The sequence below is a fragment of the Egbenema bharatensis FJBBOT/2019 genome, from assembly GCF_048077055.1.
Lineage (GTDB): Bacteria > Cyanobacteriota > Cyanobacteriia > Elainellales > Elainellaceae > Egbenema > Egbenema bharatensis.
Genome location: NZ_CP182236.1, coordinates 4047502 through 4065671, shown reverse-complemented (window position 1 = coordinate 4065671; position 18170 = coordinate 4047502). Strand labels below are relative to the sequence as shown.

At 51.9% G+C, this 18170-nt stretch carries 14 protein-coding genes and 1 pseudogene; 9 read left to right on the top strand and 6 right to left on the bottom strand.

The features are described 5' to 3' along the window. Window positions 1-197 precede the first annotated feature (197 nt). Entirely contained in the window at window positions 198-512 is a 315-nt protein-coding gene (locus ACM1PF_RS18810) for a small RNA NsiR4-regulated ssr1528 family protein (protein WP_416666171.1), read from the top strand. Window positions 513-681: 169 nt separating this feature from the next. Here the strand turns inward: ACM1PF_RS18810 and psaK are convergent, their stop codons facing one another. Further along, complete coding sequence (gene psaK / locus ACM1PF_RS18805; RefSeq protein ID WP_416666169.1) at window positions 682-951, bottom strand: photosystem I reaction center subunit PsaK; 270 nt, start codon at window positions 949-951, stop codon at window positions 682-684. A 321-nt stretch (window positions 952-1272) separates the two neighbouring features. Here psaK and ACM1PF_RS18800 point away from each other — a divergent pair, with 321 nt between their 5' ends. The 5 genes from ACM1PF_RS18800 (at window position 1273) to ACM1PF_RS18780 (ending at window position 6965) form a co-directional block, all read left to right on the top strand. Continuing rightward, window positions 1273-1941, top strand: a complete 669-nt coding sequence (locus tag ACM1PF_RS18800; protein ID WP_416676720.1) for a phosphoribosylanthranilate isomerase — start codon at window positions 1273-1275, stop codon at window positions 1939-1941. 448 nt (window positions 1942-2389) lie between these two features. Beyond that, complete coding sequence (gene speB, locus ACM1PF_RS18795) at window positions 2390-3595, top strand: agmatinase (protein ID WP_416666167.1); 1206 nt, start codon at window positions 2390-2392, stop codon at window positions 3593-3595. 151 nt (window positions 3596-3746) lie between these two features. Beyond that, window positions 3747-4097, top strand: coding sequence for a hydrogenase maturation nickel metallochaperone HypA (hypA, locus tag ACM1PF_RS18790; protein WP_416666165.1), 351 nt, complete (start codon window positions 3747-3749; stop codon window positions 4095-4097). 88 nt (window positions 4098-4185) lie between these two features. After that, a complete protein-coding gene (hypB, locus tag ACM1PF_RS18785) occupies window positions 4186-4890 on the top strand; it encodes a hydrogenase nickel incorporation protein HypB (RefSeq protein WP_416666163.1) in 705 nt (234 codons plus the stop codon). A 584-nt stretch (window positions 4891-5474) separates the two neighbouring features. Next, window positions 5475-6965 (top strand): sodium:solute symporter family protein, encoded by a 1491-nt coding sequence (locus ACM1PF_RS18780; RefSeq protein ID WP_416666162.1) that lies wholly within the window; start codon window positions 5475-5477, stop codon window positions 6963-6965. A 200-nt stretch (window positions 6966-7165) separates the two neighbouring features. Here the strand turns inward: ACM1PF_RS18780 and ACM1PF_RS18775 are convergent, their stop codons facing one another. The 3 genes and pseudogenes from ACM1PF_RS18775 to ACM1PF_RS18765 all read right to left on the bottom strand — a co-directional run bounded on the left by ACM1PF_RS18775 (window position 7166) and on the right by ACM1PF_RS18765 (window position 11794). After that, window positions 7166-8371 carry a phosphoglycerate kinase gene (locus ACM1PF_RS18775; protein ID WP_416666160.1) on the bottom strand — a complete coding sequence of 402 codons (1206 nt, stop codon included), beginning with the start codon at window positions 8369-8371 and terminating at the stop codon, window positions 7166-7168. A 151-nt stretch (window positions 8372-8522) separates the two neighbouring features. Then, window positions 8523-10838, bottom strand: coding sequence for a glycoside hydrolase family 31 protein (locus ACM1PF_RS18770; protein WP_416666158.1), 2316 nt, complete (start codon window positions 10836-10838; stop codon window positions 8523-8525). Between the two features lie 174 nt (window positions 10839-11012). Beyond that, window positions 11013-11794 (bottom strand): annotated as a pseudogene (locus tag ACM1PF_RS18765) (SDR family oxidoreductase). 133 nt (window positions 11795-11927) lie between these two features. Between ACM1PF_RS18765 and ACM1PF_RS18760 the strand changes: the two are divergent. Next, complete coding sequence (locus ACM1PF_RS18760) at window positions 11928-12119, top strand: hypothetical protein (protein WP_416666156.1); 192 nt, start codon at window positions 11928-11930, stop codon at window positions 12117-12119. Window positions 12120-12618: 499 nt separating this feature from the next. Beyond that, window positions 12619-15360 (top strand): cyanophycin synthetase, encoded by a 2742-nt coding sequence (gene cphA / locus ACM1PF_RS18755; RefSeq protein WP_416666154.1) that lies wholly within the window; start codon window positions 12619-12621, stop codon window positions 15358-15360. A gap of 324 nt (window positions 15361-15684) precedes the next feature. Here the strand turns inward: cphA and tatA are convergent, their stop codons facing one another. Further along, window positions 15685-15873 carry a twin-arginine translocase TatA/TatE family subunit gene (gene tatA / locus ACM1PF_RS18750; RefSeq protein ID WP_416666152.1) on the bottom strand — a complete coding sequence of 63 codons (189 nt, stop codon included), beginning with the start codon at window positions 15871-15873 and terminating at the stop codon, window positions 15685-15687. A gap of 136 nt (window positions 15874-16009) precedes the next feature. Next, a complete protein-coding gene (locus tag ACM1PF_RS18745) occupies window positions 16010-17218 on the bottom strand; it encodes a M20 metallopeptidase family protein (RefSeq protein ID WP_416666150.1) in 1209 nt (402 codons plus the stop codon). A gap of 134 nt (window positions 17219-17352) precedes the next feature. Between ACM1PF_RS18745 and ACM1PF_RS18740 the strand changes: the two genes are divergently transcribed. Next, the gene (locus ACM1PF_RS18740) at window positions 17353-18027 is read left to right on the top strand and encodes a GNAT family N-acetyltransferase (RefSeq protein WP_416666148.1); all 675 of its coding nucleotides are present in this window, start codon (window positions 17353-17355) and stop codon (window positions 18025-18027) included. Window positions 18028-18170 lie beyond the last annotated feature (143 nt).

Below are 18170 nucleotides of genomic sequence, written 5' to 3'. Positions count from 1 at the left end.
TTTTCTCAAATTTTGTAGTCTTGAATACGGGTTTGTGTTACGGCAAGGCAACAGTCCGATCGCTGGTAGAATGCTGATGAATCAGTTAGCGGTAACGTTGGATACTGATTGAATTGCTGATGGGTAATCAGTAATCGGTAATCAGTAATCGGTAATGGATGATTGGTAATTGGATCTTGACTGAGAAGGGGAAGGTTATGACGGTGGATGCAAATTCTGAGGCAAAAGGGATGGATTCGACGAAAGGGGCTGATGCAGTAGACGTGGCGATCGAGCAGGGCATTGATCTCGATGGTTCCCCCATTCCTGCGGCCAAGCTTGACTTGTACAAGCAGGTGATGGGGTTGGAAGCGGGACGGCAGCGCAGTGGGGTTAGCAATACGATGCGATCGCGGATTGTGCGGATTGGAGCGAAGCACATTTCCCAGGCAGAACTGAATCAGATGTTGATTGATGCTGATTTTGCGCCGTTGAAGGAGAAGGAGATCGCTTTTTACTATGGCGGGAAGTAGGGCGGTTTGATTGGGTGGGCAAGATGCCCACTCGACCATCGATCGCCTTGCCTCTGCAAGCATCAACCCCAAGATTATTGATTGGGCGGGCAAGATGCCCACCCCACAAGAAGTTGGGGTATCCCCCTCCACGAACGTCGTAGTTTTGGAGTTTCAGCTCCTTTGCTACCTACAGCAATCCGGCGTTACCCAAGCCTAAGATGAATCCGGCTCCCAGCAGGTGTCCGAAGCTAGCGGTTGCTAGTAGTTCTGGAATGCCAAACCCAGTGAACATTGCGGGCATTTCCATGGGCAGATTAGGCCCGACTCCACGCTTTTGGATGGCATAGTACCCAATGGCGATCGCAAACAAATTACTCGCAATCATAACCAATCCGACGCTAGGCGACCACGACGGAGTGTGAGGAACGGTTGCCAGTAGAGTTGTTAAGTAACTCAAAACGTTATCTCCTGAATCTCAAACAGCTTGAAATACCAAGAATTATAAAGAGCGATTGTAAAGGAATAAGATTTTGTTTGAAGAGTTAACAGAGTTGGGCGGGGAGTTGATACAAAAGTTAATTGGGAGGGAGTAGGGGCGAATTGCGTTCGCCCTTACAAGGAGTGGGGAGTGGGGAGTGAGGAGTGAGGGGAGTGGGGAGTGGGGAGTGGGGAGTCGCTGCGCGAACGCGAATCGCTCGTACGGTGAGGAGTGGGGAGTGAGGAGAATTTGAGGATTGGGCTGGAGGATGGAGAAGGAATAGGGAAGGATGGGGAAAGTATGCGGGTGAAGATTTGTGGCATTACGCGGGGGGCGCAGGGTCGATCGATCGCGCAGTTGGGTGCATCGGCGTTGGGGTTTATTTGTGTGGAACGATCGCCTCGATATGTGCGTCCGGAGCAGATTCGGGAAATTGTTGATGGGTTGTTGGCTGAGGGCTATGGGTGCGATCGGGTGGGGGTGTTTGCGGATGCGGAGATGGCGGAAATTTGCCGCGTGGTGGAAATGGGATTGCTGAATGCGGTTCAGCTTCATGGCAGTGAGTCGCCTGAATTTTGCCAACAGTTGCGATCGATGTTGCCCACGGTGGAGATGATTAAAGCGTTTCGGGTGCGGAGTGCAGAAACGTTGGAATCGGTGCGGCAGTATGAGGGGTTGGTGGATACGCTGCTGCTGGATGCGTATGATCCCAATCTGCTGGGGGGGACGGGGCATACGATCGACTGGTCGCTGCTGCAAGGGTTTCGATCGGACTGCGCCTGGCTGCTGGCGGGGGGCTTGACCCCAGAGAATATTGGCGATGCCCTGGAGCGATTCAGTCCGGATGGGATTGACCTGTCGAGCGGGGTGGAAGTTGCACCGGGGAATAAGGATTTGCGCAAAGTGGAGCAATTATTTGAGGTGTTGCGGCGGTTTCATGGGGCGGTTGCAGCGGATGCGGTCGGCTGAACGGGAGCTGAACGGGAGCTGAACTGTAACCGAAGTGTAAATTGACAGAAATTTTGCTAGCAGCAGCAGCAATGCCGGAAAAGTAGAATACCACCCACGAAGATCTCCCTGGTTTGATTTGGAGTGAGGGATTGAGTTTTTGTAGCCCAGGATACTTTTTGAGTTCCAATCTATTGGTATTCCTTACATAGATCTATAAAAGGAAGCTTCTAGGGTTCCGGCTCCCTCGGGGGCGATCGCAGCTGAGCCAGTTGCCATTGCTCGAAGTGGAGTGCCTGGTCAAGAGAAGCAGCTAGCATTACGATCAGCTTTTACCCATTTCAGAATTTGCTAGCCACACGGCGGGAAAAAAGCCCGGGAGAAGTTTCAGTTGACTGATAACTGAATACTTTTCGTCGGGTTTTTTTCATGTTTCGTTTTTGCATGATTCAACGATTGAGGCTGTTCCATGACCACCGATCCTTCTGAAAATCCAGTATTTCAAAGTCCAGATGCAAACGGACACGCTCCCTCCGAAGCCGAACGTGCCCTGGAGATGGAGAGTCGTTTACCCCTGACCGGATGGCAGCAGGAAGTTTCCCAGGGACTCACCTACGGATTGGAAGCCGCAGAAAGCATCCGCGATCGCTCCATTTCCACTTTCTCTCGCGGAGAACTGCCCCACTATGCCGGAATTAACACCTTCCTGAAGGCTCCCTACCTGGAAGACGTACGGAAAGTCGGGGAATATGATGTGGCGATCGTCGGTGTTCCCCATGATTCAGGCACTACCTATCGTCCGGGAACTCGCTTTGGCCCCCAGGGTATTCGTCGGATTTCAGCACTGTATACCCCCTACAACTTTGAGTTGGGCGTTGACCTGCGCGAACAGATCACCCTCTGTGATGTTGGCGATATTTTTACCATTCCCGGCAACAACGAAAAGTCATTCGATCAAATTTCCAAAGGCATTGCCCATATCTTTAGTTCGGGTGCGTTCCCGATCATTCTTGGGGGCGATCATTCCATTGGGTTCCCAACCGTCCGGGGCGTATGTCGGCACCTGGGCGATAAGAAAGTCGGCATCATTCACTTCGATCGTCATGTTGATACGCAGGAAACTGACCTGGATGAACGGATGCACACCTGCCCCTGGTTCCACGCGACAAATATGGCCAATGCTCCAGCCAAGAACCTGGTACAGCTTGGCATCGGCGGTTGGCAAGTTCCGCGTCAGGGGGTCAAAGTCTGTCGAGAACGGGCCACCAATATTCTCACCGTCACCGACATTACAGAAATGGGCTTAGATGCTGCGGTGGATTTTGCCCTGGACAAAGCCCTGGATGGCACCGATTGCGTCTGGATCAGTTTCGACATTGACTGCATCGACGCTGGCTTTGTCCCTGGCACTGGCTGGCCGGAACCGGGCGGACTCCTACCCCGCGAAGCCCTCTATCTCCTGGGCAAAATCATCCAGCGTGCCCCCGTTTGCGGCATTGAAGTTGTGGAAGTGTCTCCTCCCTACGATGTCAGCGACATGACTGCCCTCATGGCCACTCGCGTAATTTGTGACACAATGGCGCATCTGGTGCTCTCCGGACAACTCCCCCGCAAACAAAAGCCAGATTACATCCATGCAGAAGCCAACATGCAAGTAGACGTAGCCTGGACATGAAAAGGCGGAAGAGGGAAGTCAGCAGTCAGCAGTCAGCAGTCAGCAGTCAGCAGTCAGCAGTCAGCAGTCAGCAGTCAGAAGGCAAAGAGCAGAACAAGCTCCCTATTCCCTATTCCCTACTCCCTACTCCCTACTCCCTCATTTCCCGCCCATGCACGAAACCGATATGACCAAAGCCCTGATCCTCACCGTCAAAGACTGGTGGGAATCCCAGCCGGAACGACCGAGCATTTCTAAAGTTCACCTGATCGTGGGGCAATTTACCTGTGTGGAACCCACTGGACTTCAGTTTGCCTTCGACGTTCAAACTCGCAATACCTTTCTGGATGGCGCGATCCTGGATATTCAGGAAACCCCCCTGATCGCCTTTTGCCATTCCTGCCAGCAAGAGTATCGTCCCGAAATCGGCATCCAATATGCCTGCCCCACCTGCCGATCGCCAATGGATGATATTCGCTCTGGTCGAGAACTCAAAATCGATCGGATTGAATGCAAAACCTGAAGTGTAGTTACCTGGGGGATTGGTGGGCAGTGCCCACCCTACAAGTTCTACAAGTTCAATTACCCATTACCCATTACCTGTACTAACCATGCACCAAACCTTTGATGCCGCTCTGGAAATTAACCTGCTCCATGCCAACCAGGAAGGAGCCGATCACAACCGGGCCCATTTTGATGAATGGGGCATTACCTGTCTGAATGTGATGAGTAGTCCGGGAGCTGGAAAGACTGCATTACTGGAACGGACTCTGGCAGCCCTGAGCGATGAATGTAAGATTGCCGTGATTGAAGGCGACATGACCACTGAACTGGATGCCGATCGCCTGCGTCAATACAATGTGCCTGTGATCGCAATTAACACGGGGCGTTCCTGCCATCTTGATTCCAAAATGGTGGCAGGTGGAATTCATCGTTTCAGCCATGATTACCATCCACCGGAATTTGATCTGGTCTTGGTAGAAAACGTAGGAAATCTGGTTTGTCCAGCCGAATTTGAAGTAGGGGAACACGCTAAAGTTGCCCTATTGAGCGTCACGGAGGGAGAAGATAAACCTTTGAAGTATCCCTTCATGTTCCAGGAAGCAGATTGCCTGCTGATTACCAAAATGGATTTAGCGCCCCATTTAGAAGTCAATATCAATCAAATTGTGGAGAATGTGCGGCAAATGAATGCTCACGTCACCATCATTCCCATCTCCGCCAAAACCGGCGAAGGGTTAGAAGATTGGTTTAATTGGGTGCGATCGACTCTCAAAACTCAGGCAGAACCTCAACGGCTATCGGCGATCGTTTAGTTGGAGTGAGGAGTGAGGAGAAAGAAGAAAATTGGAAATAGGAAGAATGAAGGATGAAAAAGAAGGAAAAGGAAGAAGAAAATGGCTTGTTTCGTTTCCCTCTTCCCTCTTCCCTCTTCTCTCTTGTGGGGTGGACATCCTGCCTGCCCAGTACGAATGCTCAGTAGATCGAAAATGAATCTATTTTCATTCGCAAAGCTTGTTTCGCTCCCCCTAAATCCTCCTTAAAAAGGGGGACTTCAAACCTTCTTGGCTCAGTTCCCCCCTTTCCGTAAGGGGGGTTAGGGGGGATCCCAACCTGATTTGCGATCTACTGATACTACTTAATTAAATGATCAACGATCGAAGCAACCGCCGTAAGATCTGATTTTGTTGATCTTATGGAAATTTTCTATTCTAAATTTTGTCTTTTGGTTGGTTGAGATCGATCAAGAATTTGTTTAATTATAAATGTCAACAAATGTTCCAAGAATTAGAATAAGTAGTTCATGATACAGCTTAACTCAATTGTATTTTCTAGTCTAAGTAGAACCATCCTTGCGATCTTAATGCACTTGCGAGGTTATATTTAAGAGTTTTTTCCCATGTCACATTCTATTCTTTTCTGGGGAATTATCCTGTTCCTCCTTGCTACTCTTGGTGTTGGAGTCTATGCCTCCAAACAAATTAAAGGCGATAGTGTGAATTATCTGGTTGCGGGTCGGGGCTTACTTCTCCCCCTGGCAGCGGCCACGCTAATGGCCCAATCAGTCGATTCCAATGCCACTTTAGGAAACACTGATTTAGTTGCAGAGTTCGGCTTTTGGGCTGGGGCTTCCTTACCCCTTGGGTTAGCCCTCTGTTTATTTCTCACGGCCCTGTTCTACGCCAAACCCCTTAACCGCATGAACTTGATCACGCTACCGGATTTTTATCGGGTCAAGTATGGACGAATCACGGAGTTTGTCGCTTCGATCGTCATGGTCTTGAGCTTTTCGTTTCTGCTGGCTGGAAACCTGGTGGCGGGTGGCTATTTGTTCCAAACCTTTCTGGGGACGAGCTACACGGCAGGGGTTTTGTTCATTGCCCTGATTGTCTTCATCTACACGGCCAGTGGTGGATTGTTTGCTGTGGCCTATACTGATGCGATTCAGGTGGCGATCGCCTTCCTCGGTTCTGTGCTGCTGATTGGCTTTGTGGCTACTCAATTTGGTTTAGAGATTCCGGCGGAAACGGGGCCAATGGCGCTGGGACAACTTTCTAATCCCGAAGAAGGAGCATTGATCAACTGGGCGACGCTGTTGGCTCTGGGGTTAGGCGATATTGTGGCGATCGACTTTATGGCGCGAGTCTTTGCGGCGGATAGTCCCGAAACGGCACAACGGGCTTGCCTGATCGGCTCTTTGGGAACCGTGCTGATTGGCGTTCCTTTTTCCATCGTCGCCCTTTCTGCATCGGATATCTTGACTCAGGCAGGGGTGGTGGCCGATGGGCCGCTGCTGTTTGCCATGATCCGAGATGTCGTTCCGCCCGTAATTGGATTACTGGTGATTGCAGCCATCCTCTCCGCTTCCCTTTCCACCGCAGATGGAGCGATTCTCGGTACATCCTCTGTGATTGCCCACAATATCATCGGGATTCGTCATACCGATCATGGGGCAGGGGGCGATCGACTGCTGGCTCTGACGCGAACCATGGCAGTTGTGATCACCTTACTGGGAATCTTCTTTGCTCTGCGAGTACCTCAAACAGGCATTTTGCTCTTGCTGGCCTTCGACTTGGGATTTGCCAGCTTGCTGATTCCGTTGACGGGCGGACTGTTCTGGTCAAAATCCACCAGCGAAGGGGCCCTGGCTTGCATTATTGTGGGGGCGATCGTCCGGCTGTTCTTTTTCGTCATGATGCCTACCACCTTTGGGATTGAGAATACCTTACTGTATATTCCCAATGGTATTTTTACCGAGGATTTCGATGGTTTGCCGACAATGATTAGCCCAATTATTGGACTGATTGTATTCATTGTGGTGTCGAAGATGACCTATCGCGGTCTACGCGCCACCGATCCAGAAACCGCACGGGAGTTTCAACGGCTCTAGGATTGGCAATTTCAACATCGAATTGCAGGCGGAAGCACTCCAACCCATGCCAACCGATTTCCGTAGCGCAGGCATCTTGCCTGCATTGCCCAAGCCTCCCTTGATCAAAATGGAGTAGACATCTTGCCACTAAACTGGCTCAAGCTGCCTACTCCTGATTGAGTTCTTCAGTGGTTAGACTGAAGGGTGCATCACCCAACCTATGCGTCATTCAATGCCGCAATTCCAGGCAGCACTTTACCTTCCAGCAGTTCCAGGCTGGCTCCACCCCCAGTAGAGATGTGGCTCATCTGCTCCGCTACGCCTACTTTCTCCACCGCAGCGACCGAGTCACCCCCACCGATGATAGTGGTTGTGCCCGTCTTGGTCAGATCTGCTAAGGTGCGAGCGATCGCTTCTGTGCCCTTGGCAAACTGATCAAACTCAAACACACCCATTGGGCCATTCCAGATCACCGACTTACAATCTGCCAGGGCTTCCTGGAATAGCTTCACGGATTCCGGTCCAATGTCCAGACCCATCCAGCCATCGGGAATGCTTTCAATGCTGACGGTTTGGGCGTTGGCATCAGGGGCAAAGTTATCGGCAACGACGACATCGGAGGGCAGGAGGAGGGAAACCCCTTTTTCCTTTGCCTTTGCTTCCAGTTTCTTGGCCAGTTCAACGAAGTCATCCTCCACCAACGATTTACCGACACTCAGACCACGCGCCTTGTAGAAGGTGAAGATCATCCCTCCACCAATCAACAGTTTGTCTACTTTATCGAGCAGCGTTTCAATCACGGTGATTTTGCTGGAAACTTTAGAACCGCCGATGATCGCCGCCAGAGGACGTTGGGGATTTTCGATCGCACTTTGGAGATACTGTAATTCTTTTTCGATCAAATAACCCGCAACCGAGGGACTCAGATAATGCGTTACGCCTTCCGTTGAAGCATGGGCCCGGTGAGCCGTTCCAAAGGCATCATTGACATACAGATCGGCATTAGCTGCCAGCTTTTTGGCAAATTCTGAGTCGTTCTTTTCTTCCTCTGCATAGAAACGAACGTTCTCCAGCAGGGCTACCTGACCGTTTTGCATTCCGGCGATCGCGCCAGCCACGGCATCCCCAATACAGTCATCACACTTAATCACATCCTGCCCCAGCAGTTCCGATAGCCGCGTTGCCACTGGAGTCAGACGCATTCCCTCAACAACCTTCCCTTTGGGACGACCAAAGTGGCTGGAGAGGATCACCTTTGCCCCGTTCGAGGTCAGGTATTGAATCGTTGGCAATGCCGCCCGAATCCTGGTGTCATCCGTGATGTTGCCCTGGTCGTCCAGAGGCACGTTGAAATCCGCCCGGACAAGCACTCTCTTACCCGTCAAATCTGCTGCCGATAGACTTGCTACGGTTTTCTTTGACACTGGAACCCCCCAAATGAGTGTTTTTACCTATGGGATATTATTGTACGGCGAGACGGTTCATTTTGGAGACAAAAGTTTACAACAATTACCTAAATTCTTTAAAAAATCTGTAGCACAGGAGGCAGGTTGAAGATAAAAGTGGTGACGGACTTTAATCCCTAAAATCCACCTCCAAATCCGATCGCCCCTGTAAGTCCACCCGCACCGTTCGATCGCCGGGATTCCAGTTGCCCTGCCGATCGATCGCCTCTACAATTACGCGATCGCCTTCCTGACGGACTTGATAGGTGGTGGTGCGCCATGCCCCAGATTGGTAATCAAAACTGTCGCCATCGTCTTCATAAAGGATGTTCTGCCCTTCACCGGGGTAGACTCGCAGGGTCAGTTCCTCCACCGGATGCTGGTTGACATACTGCATCACTAACTGCATCGGAATAATCGCCCCGGCTTTAGCGTAAAGGGGCATTCGTTCCAGGGGGGCATGGGTCAGGATGTGAGTTGGCCCCTCAAACCGTTCATTGCTCCACCAGTCGTACCAGGTGCCCTCTGGCAGATACACCGCTCGATATTCTTGCCCCGGATGGTAAATAGGGGCGGCCATCAGCCATTCCCCCAGTAAAACCTGATCGTGTAGGGAGTAGGTTTTGGGATCGTTGGGATAGTGGTACAGCAACGGCCGCAGAATCGGCGCACCCGTCTGAGTTGCTTCCCAGAATAAAGAGTAGAAGTAGGGTAACAGTTGATAGCGGAGTTCAATATATTCCCGGCAAATTTGTTCTATCCGATCGCCAAAGCACCAGGGTTCGTGCTGATTGGTGGTCATGGCTGAATGGGCCCGCATCAGGGGATAGAGCAGTCCCACCTGCATCCAGCGAGCAAACATTTCTGCTGTGGCATTTCCCGCAAAACCACCAATATCACATCCAACAAACGCCACTCCCGACAGTCCCATATTGCAGAGCATCGGCAGGGACATTTCTAGCTGATCCCACAGCGATGTGTTATCCCCTAACCAGACAGACGACCAGCGTTGAATTCCAGCAAACCCCGATCGCGTCAACACGAACGATCGCTGGTGAGGACGGTGTTTCTCCATCGCCTCCCGCGCCGCTCGGGCCATCATATAGCCATAGAGGTTATGAGTTTCCGCATGGGTGGCTGGCTCATCGGCGGGGCCTTGAGTCGCATCCAGGGGAAAGGGAATCTTATTGCCACCATCGCCAAAGGGTCGATCGCTGATGGACGGCTCATTCATATCGTTCCAGATGCCCGCCACGCCTGCATCCGTCAGGGCCGTATGGCAATCACTCCACCACTCCCGCACCTCTGGACGCATGAAGTCTGGAAACACTGACTTATCTGGCCAGACATAGCCATGAAACAGTTTGCCATCGGGCTTGCGGACAAAGTAATCCTTCTGGCAGCCTTCATCATAGATAGCGTAGCCCGCTTCTGGATCGTGCTTCACCCCCGGATCCACGATCGTCACTAGTTGAAAACCATTCTGGTTTAAATGCCGTCCCAGAGCTTTGGGATCAGGAAATCGCTTTTCGTGCCAGGTAAAAACCCGATAGCCCTGCATATAGTCAATATCCAGGTGAATTACATCACAGGGAATGCGGCGGTTGCGAAATTCCTGGGCCAGAGCCTCCACCACTTCCTCCGATTCGTAACTCCAGCGGCACTGATGATACCCCAGGGCCCACTTCGGCGGCAGGGGCATCCGTCCGGTTAGTTCGGTATAGGTCTTTAAAATTTGGGCGGGTTCTGAACCATAGAGAATGTAGTAGTCCAGTTCCGGAGCGCGGGTGTGCATCTGCCAGACTCCCGGCTGTTCTGCACCCATATTAAATCGGCTCCAGTAGGTGGAATGCAGAAAAATGCCGTAGCTTAATCCTGGACGCAAGGCGGTAAAAAAGGGAATGGCTTGATACATTTCATCGGTTTGGGAACTGTAGTCCACCGAATCCACTGTCCAGTTGGTCATCTCTTCCGATCGCTTGTCCAGTAATCCGGTGCGTTCCCCAAATCCATAAAAGTGTTCATCGGATTCGATCTGCTTCCAGGCAGCGATCCCACTGGCCGACCAACCCACTCCCATCTCCGCATCCTGGGCGAAGGGATTGCCCGCATGGTCAAAACAGGAAATCCGACAGGGCGATCGCTGGATCTGCACCCGCATCACCTCGGTTTTGAGGGTAATGGTCTCGCTGTCCTCCTGGAATTGCACCGGAACGATCGCCCACTCCTGATCCGGTTTGGTGACTGCCCACGATCGCTGTGCCGCAAAGGCTCCCGTTGGGGCAACCTGAACTCGAATCAAGTTGTGATCCAACACAGTAAGCAGCAACGTCGCCTCGCCACATTGACAAACCAAGCTAGGCTCATCCCACTGGGCCGACTGTACGTTCCCTAATGTTGTCCATTCCTGTCCTGCGGTAGGCAACTTTCCAAAGTATTGCGGCATGGTTTCACCCGAATTGAACTGCAAATTTTAAAGGGCGTTTCACGAAACGCCCCTACCCGACTCCTTGTGTGAAGGGCGTTTCACGAAACGCCCCTACCCGATTCCTTGTGTGGGCGAATTCAATTCGCCCCTACCCGACTCCTCACTCCTCACTCCTCACTCCTCACTCCTCACTCACCCCTGCAACAACGACTCCGCTCCATCAATCCAGATCTCCGTGCCCGTGATGTGATCGGATAGATCCGATGCCAGGAACAGAACCAGTTGGGCCACCTGCTCCGGTTTACCCGGTGCGCCCCCCGTCAGAGGGACTCGACCCTGGGGAAACTCAACGGGTTGACTCACGCTGTCTAAGTTACGCTGCTCCGTCGAAGCATTAATGCTGGTATCGATCGCCCCTGGACAAATCACATTTACCCGCACGCCATCCGGTGCCACTTCCAGCGCGACCATTTTGGCAAAGGCAACCTGGGCTGCTTTGGAACAGGCATAGGCAGTCGCTCCCGTGTTGCTAAAAATTCGGGTGCCGTTCACCGATGAATTAATAATGACGGAACCGCCCTGCTGCTTCAGGTAGGGCATGGCGTATTTAACCGTGAGAAAGGTTCCGGTTAAGTTCACGTCAAGGGTTTGTTCCCATTCTTCAGGCGTTAGATCATCCAGGGGGCCCAGGTGCCATTGATGCCAGCATTGGCAAACACAATATCAATTCGCCCAAATTGGTCTATAGCGGTCTGAATTGCCTGCTTCACCTGTGCTGCCTGGGATACATCTGCGATCGCGGACATGGCTTCACCGCCCGCCTGCCGGATTTTATCGATTGTCTCCTGACTCGATTCCGGGCTGCGATCGATCGCTACCACTTTTGCCCCCGCATCGGACAAACACAGGGCTGCTGCCTGTCCAATGCCAGATCCTGTCCCGGTAACTAACGCTACCTTACCTGCTAATTGCATTTTGCTTTACCGAATGAACCACCGTAGCGATCGGTCTTGCCTTCAAAGATTGCACTTTCATCATTGCGCTCCCTTCTTCCCACCTTTAGGAGTTCAGTGGGAGACCAGGCTGTGGTTTTGGAACACTTTAGCAATGGACAGGTCAGTAATGGGCAACGGTGAACCAACGGTGAGCATGACGATCGCTACATCTGTCAGAGTAAAGATTCAGAGGCAGGAGTTTCTTCTGCCCACAGTGAGATTTGTCGCAATCGGCGTTCATCCACCCGAACGGGTTTTGATTCTCACCCGAACGGTTCTCGTGACGACTTTCAGTTTCCGATAGGATAACTGTAACTGCGAAATAACAGTTTTGTTACATTTCTATTCTGGAGTGATAAACCCCTTAAATTAAATAATTACGCTGCATTTTGACACAGCAATGACTGCATCAACCTGTCAAAAACGCTAGGATTTGACAGACAATGCTTTATTACGCTCATTAAGTGGCTGTGTTCCTGTTCTTTTTGACACTCAAGTTCATGCCCAATTTAGCTGTAACCTGTTCACTCAGCCGATTCTAGTCCAGGTAAGAAGAACGATCGATGAGGCATCTGAATGAAGTATCCCGCGACTCTAGCTAGGCGAATCTCTGCACCGAGAGGGACAAGTTATTGCTGGCTGATTGTTGTTGACCCAAAAGGTACAATCCTGACTTTGAGTTGAGAAACTGTTCACGGTGAACAGTTTTATCGCTTTCCCAAGTTCGAGACTAGTTTACTGTTGCCATTGCTGCTCCATTGTCACAAAGACTTCTGTCACAACGACTTCCTGATTCCGCGATTATGAAAATCCTTAAAACTCAAACCCTGCGTGGTCCTAACTACTGGAGCATTCGATACAAGAAGCTGATTGTGGTTCGCCTGAATCTAGAATCCCTGGCCGATACCCCCTCCAATGAAATATTCGGCTTTTACGATGGATTAGTGGAAGTATTGCCCAGCCTTGTGGAGCACCATTGTTCTTCAGGGCATCGAGGCGGGTTTCTCGATCGGGTGCGAACTGGCACAACAATGGGACACATTATTGAGCATGTTGCGCTGGAGTTGCAAACACTAGCAGGAATGCCTGTCGGCTTTGGGCGTACCCGCAAAACTGCCGATCCGGGAGTTTATCAGGTGGTGTTTGAGTACGTGGATGAGCAAGCTGGGCGATATGCCGCCAGAGCAGCGGTGCGCCTCTGTCAAAGCCTGGTTGAAACGGGTATTTATCCTCAGGTGGAATTAGAACAGGATTTGAAGGATTTGCGGGATTTTGCTCTCCAATCCTCCCTGGGCCCCAGCACCGAAAACATTGTCCGTGAAGCCGAAACCCGGGGAATTCCCTGGATGCAGTTAGGAGCCCGATCGCTGATTCAACTGGGCTATGGTGTGTATCAAAAGCGGATTCAGGCCACCCTCAGCAGTCAGACGGGGATCTTAGGGGTAGAGCTGGCCTGCGATAAGGAGGGGACGAAGCGAGTTCTGCGCGATTCTGGGGTTCCCGTGCCCCGTGGAACAGTGATTTACTATCTGGATGAATTGGAACAGGCGATCGAGGATGTAGGTGGTTACCCGATCGTGATTAAACCCCTGGACGGCAATCATGGCCGGGGCATTACGATCAACATTGACTCCTGGGATCTGGCAGAAGATGCCTACGATGCGGCCAAGGCGGTATCAAAGGGCGTAATTGTGGAACGCTACTACACCGGCCGAGATCATCGGGTGCTGGTGGTTGGCGGTAAGGTGGTGGCGGTGGCAGAGCGGGTTCCAGCCCATGTGGTGGGGGATGGCCATGCCACGATCGCAGAATTGATTGAGGAAACCAATCGGGATCCCCGACGGGGAGATGGCCATGCCAATATCCTGACCCGGATCGAGTTGGATCGGACTTCCTGGGAACTGCTGGAACGTCAGGGTTATGATCTCGACACGATTTTAGAAAGGGGGGAAGTTTGCTACCTGCGGGCCACGGCAAACCTGAGTACGGGTGGGGTGGCAATCGATCGCACCGATGAAATTCACCCGGAAAATGTCTGGCTCTGTCAGCGAGTCGCCAAAATTATTGGACTGGATATTGCTGGTATTGATGTGGTCACTTCGGATATTTCCCGTCCCCTGCGCGAGGTGGATGGCGTAATTGTAGAGGTGAATGCTGCTCCAGGCTTCCGAATGCACTTTTGCCCCAGCGAAGGCATTCCCCGCAACGTGGCAGAACCCGTCCTGGATATGCTGTTTCCCCCTGGTACACCCTCTCGAATTCCCATTCTGTCCATCACGGGTACGAACGGTAAAACGACAACGACGCGCCTCCTGGCCCACATCGTCAAACAGACAGGACAAACGGTGGGCTACACGACCACGGATGGGATTTATCTGGGTGGCTACTTAGTCGAACAGGGAGACACCACTGGCCCGCAAAGTGCCCAGGTGATTTTGCAAGACCCAACGGTTGAAGTGGCGGTGCTGGAAACGGCACGGGGTGGAATTCTGCGATCGGGGGTTGGGTTTAATGAATCGGATATTGCGATCGTCTTGAATGTGGCAGCGGATCACCTGGGCATTGGCGATATTAATACGGTGGAGGATCTGGCGCACCTTAAGAGTGTCGTAGCAGAAACAGCTCGTCCCAACGGTTATGCCATCTTGAATGCAGACGATCCGCTGGTGTCCGCCATGGCAGAGCGTGTTAAGGCTCAGGTGGCTTACTTCTCTATGCACCCAGACAATGAACTGGTGCGGACTCATACTCAGCAGGGGGGGTTGGCGGCCGTGTACGAGCATGGCTACCTGTCAATTTTGAAAGGAGATTGGACGCTGCGGATTGAGCAGGCTGCTAATGTGCCCCTGACGATGGGAGGACGGGCCCCCTTCATGATTGCCAATGCCTTAGCGGCAAGTCTGGCTGCTTTTGCCCACGGGATTAGCCTGGAGGACATTCGCACCGCTCTGGCATCCTTCCAACCCTCTGCCGGACAAACCCCTGGACGGATGAACCTGTTCAACCTGGGGGATTTCCACGCCATGATCGACTATGCCCACAACCCCCACAGCTACGAAGCACTGGCTGGATTCGTGCGGAACTGGGATGGGGAGAAAATTGGCGTGATTGGCGGCCCGGGCGATCGACGGGATGAAGATTTTGTGGCGCTGGGCAAACTTTCCGCCGAAATGTTCGATCGGATCTATGTGAAGGAGGATGATGATAACCGGGGTCGTCCCAGGGGAGATGCGGCAGAGCTAATCCGGCAGGGGATTCAATCTGCGAATTCTGCTGTGGATTATGAAACAATTTTGCATGAAACCGAGGCGATCAATACCGCCCTGGATGAAGCCCCCAGGGGAAGCCTGGTGGTGATCCTGCCGGAGAGTGTCAGTCGGGCGATCGGGTTAATTGAAGCGCGCAATCCGAAGCCTAATCTAGCTTTACCCACCCGGATTGAAACTACGTCGGAACCCATACTGTCAAATGCGCCAGAGCATCTTGCTAATAGCAGTCCAGTTCATGCAGAATCCTCAGGGGAATTCGTGCAGTCGAGTGGTTGATCTGAAGAGCGTCCGACTGATTTAGAGGGATGCGGCAAAATAACATATCCGTTAAGGGCGCACTGCTGTGCGCCCTTACAGCCGATTTTTTAAAAATTCCGTAGCGCAGGCAGCGTTTCGACTGAGCACTCAAGCCAAAGTCTTGCCTGCGTGATTTTCTGGTACGACTTGCTGGCGTAATTTTCTAGCGTGATTTTCTGGCGATGCTGCCGGTTAACCTCAGTCGATCGCAAACCCTGTTAGATCCCTCAGCCCCCTCAAAAAAGGGGAACTGGGACGATCCGATTCAGTTCTCCAAACTGTTCCATTCAGAATTCGGAGCCCTTAAGCCTCTCGATCGTATTCTTGCTCGTAATCTGCTTCCTCTTCCTCTGAAGGAGCATTCATTTCATCTTTGAAGCCTCGCAGCGTTTTCCCCAATGCACTTCCCATTTCTGGAATCTTTTTTGGGCCAAAAATAATCACAGCAGCAAGCAAAATAATTAACACTTCAGGCCAGCCCAAACCAAACATAGTTGCCTCCTATGGCAGATTCCTGTTTAGAACCTATTCGCAAACCCCGTCAGGGGTTTGCGATTTCCAAAACTTCAGCGAGTTTTCGGATAAGCACTTCATGCTCTCTCTCACTATAGGGCGGAGCGGCGAAAATTTACTGACAATAGGCTTCAACACAGCGAGCAAAAATTTCAACCCCTGTGCTGAGCACCGTTTCATCAAAGTCAAAGCGGGGATGATGGTGGGGGAAAGCCAGTCCCTTATCGGCATTCGCAGAACCCAGGAAGAAGTAGCATCCAGGCACTTCTTGCAGGAAGAATGACATATCTTCACCGCCCATCGTCTGACATTCGGGAACTACTCCCGCCGGGGTTTCAATCACGGATTCCGCCACCGATCGCACCAGCTCAGCAATCTGAGCATCATTGATCACCGGAGGATAGAGCTTGCGGTACTCGAAGTCGTAGCTGGCTCCATAGCTCTGACAAACTCCCGCAATCACCTGCTCCAGTCGCTGATCAAAAAAGTTGGACAGGTTTGGATCAAAATACCGCACCGTGCCCTTCAGTTCAGCCGAAGCGGCGATGACGTTATGGGCATGACCGGCATGGAGGGAGCCAATGGTCACCACTGCTGACTTCAGGGGGTCAACATTGCGAGACACGATCGTTTGCAGCGCATTGACGATTTGGGCACTGACGACGATCGAATCCACCGTTTGATGGGGCATGGCTCCATGGCCACCTTTCCCCTGTACCTTACAGCGAAATAGCTCTGTCGCAGCCATCAACGCCCCTTCCCGTACGCCCACCGTTCCTACGGGCAAATTATTCCAGAGGTGCAGCCCGATAATCGCATCCACATCCGGGTTACGAAGAACCCCGGCTTCAATCATGGGTTTGGCTCCGCCTGGGCCTTCCTCTGCCGGTTGAAAAATCAGCTTTACGGTTCCGGTAAATCGCTCTGGATGTTGAGAGAGGTAGTAGGCGATGCCTAACGCGATCGCCGTATGGCCATCATGACCACAGGCATGCATAATCCCATCATGCTGCGATCGATAGGGAACTTCGTTTTCTTCCTGAATCGGCAAGGCATCCATATCCGCCCGGATGGCCAGCACCGGACCAGGCTGATGACTAGAGACGATCGCCACAATCCCCGTTTGGGCAATCCCGGTTTCGTGGGGAATTTGCCATTCCGTCAGCTTTTGGGCCACAAACTCAGAGGTAATTCGCTCTCGAAACCCTAATTCTGGCCGTTGGTGTAGCTTTCTGCGCCATTCCACAAGCTGAGATTGCATTGCCTGAATTTCAGGGCGAATAGAGGTTGTTGAAGCAGCCGAAGCCAGAGGAGTAGAAACCATTGCTTTATTTGATGCTTTTTTCGCTGTATTTTGTATTTTTAAACGTTCAACATTTTGATTGGACTTCTTCTAAAGTAGCGGATTGTCAGGCTTCCCGGCTGAACCTTCTCCATTCTTCTCCTCTTCTCCACCCGATGACCGATTCTCAACCCACTCACGATTTTCTCTCCCCCCAAAAACGTTCCGGCGAACGGCTTCCCAGCGACTGTGTGCTTCGTCCAGCTATTTACTCCGATCAACGCTCTCTGAGAAACCTCCTCCATCACTTTCATCAGGAGCGATCGCCTATATTTCGTGCCCCGTCCCGACATGGTAGAGGGTCTGGGGGAAGATGGTTTGGGGTAGGAGTGCTGATCGCGCTGGGGCTTCACATGATGCAGGCTTTAACGAGCGTATGGGCGATCGGGCTGATCCTGCTGCTGGGGATAGGCGTGATTGTGGCAGTCATGCTCGAATCCAGTTCCTTCACCGTATCAGAGGATTGGCAGAAATTTTGGGTCGTAGAACACAGCGGACAGCTCATTGGATGTGCAAAGTTGTGTGTCCACAAGCATTACTCCACCCTCTACAACGTGCTGGTGGCATCTGGTTGGCGAGGTCGGGGCATCGGAAGTCATCTGGTTCGACAAGTCACGCAAGCGGCACCGAAGCCAGTCTATCTAGCCTGTCGTCCTGAAAAGGTGAACTTCTATCGTCGTCTGGGATTTCAACCCGTTCCGGCCGGAACCCTCAGCCCACTTTTGCGTCGAGAGTTAGAGCTGACGGTGCAACCGGGTATTCTGCCGATGGTTTTGCGGGAAGAGGTTTAGGGCAATCCGTTCCACGACAAAAAAGTCCTGTCATAAAACATGCCCATGACAAAAGCCCCCAGACGTCTTTCCGTGTTTCGACTCCGGGGGCTTTTGGACTAGTTTCAGTTCATCCTCACACAACAATTACTATAGAGCTTGCC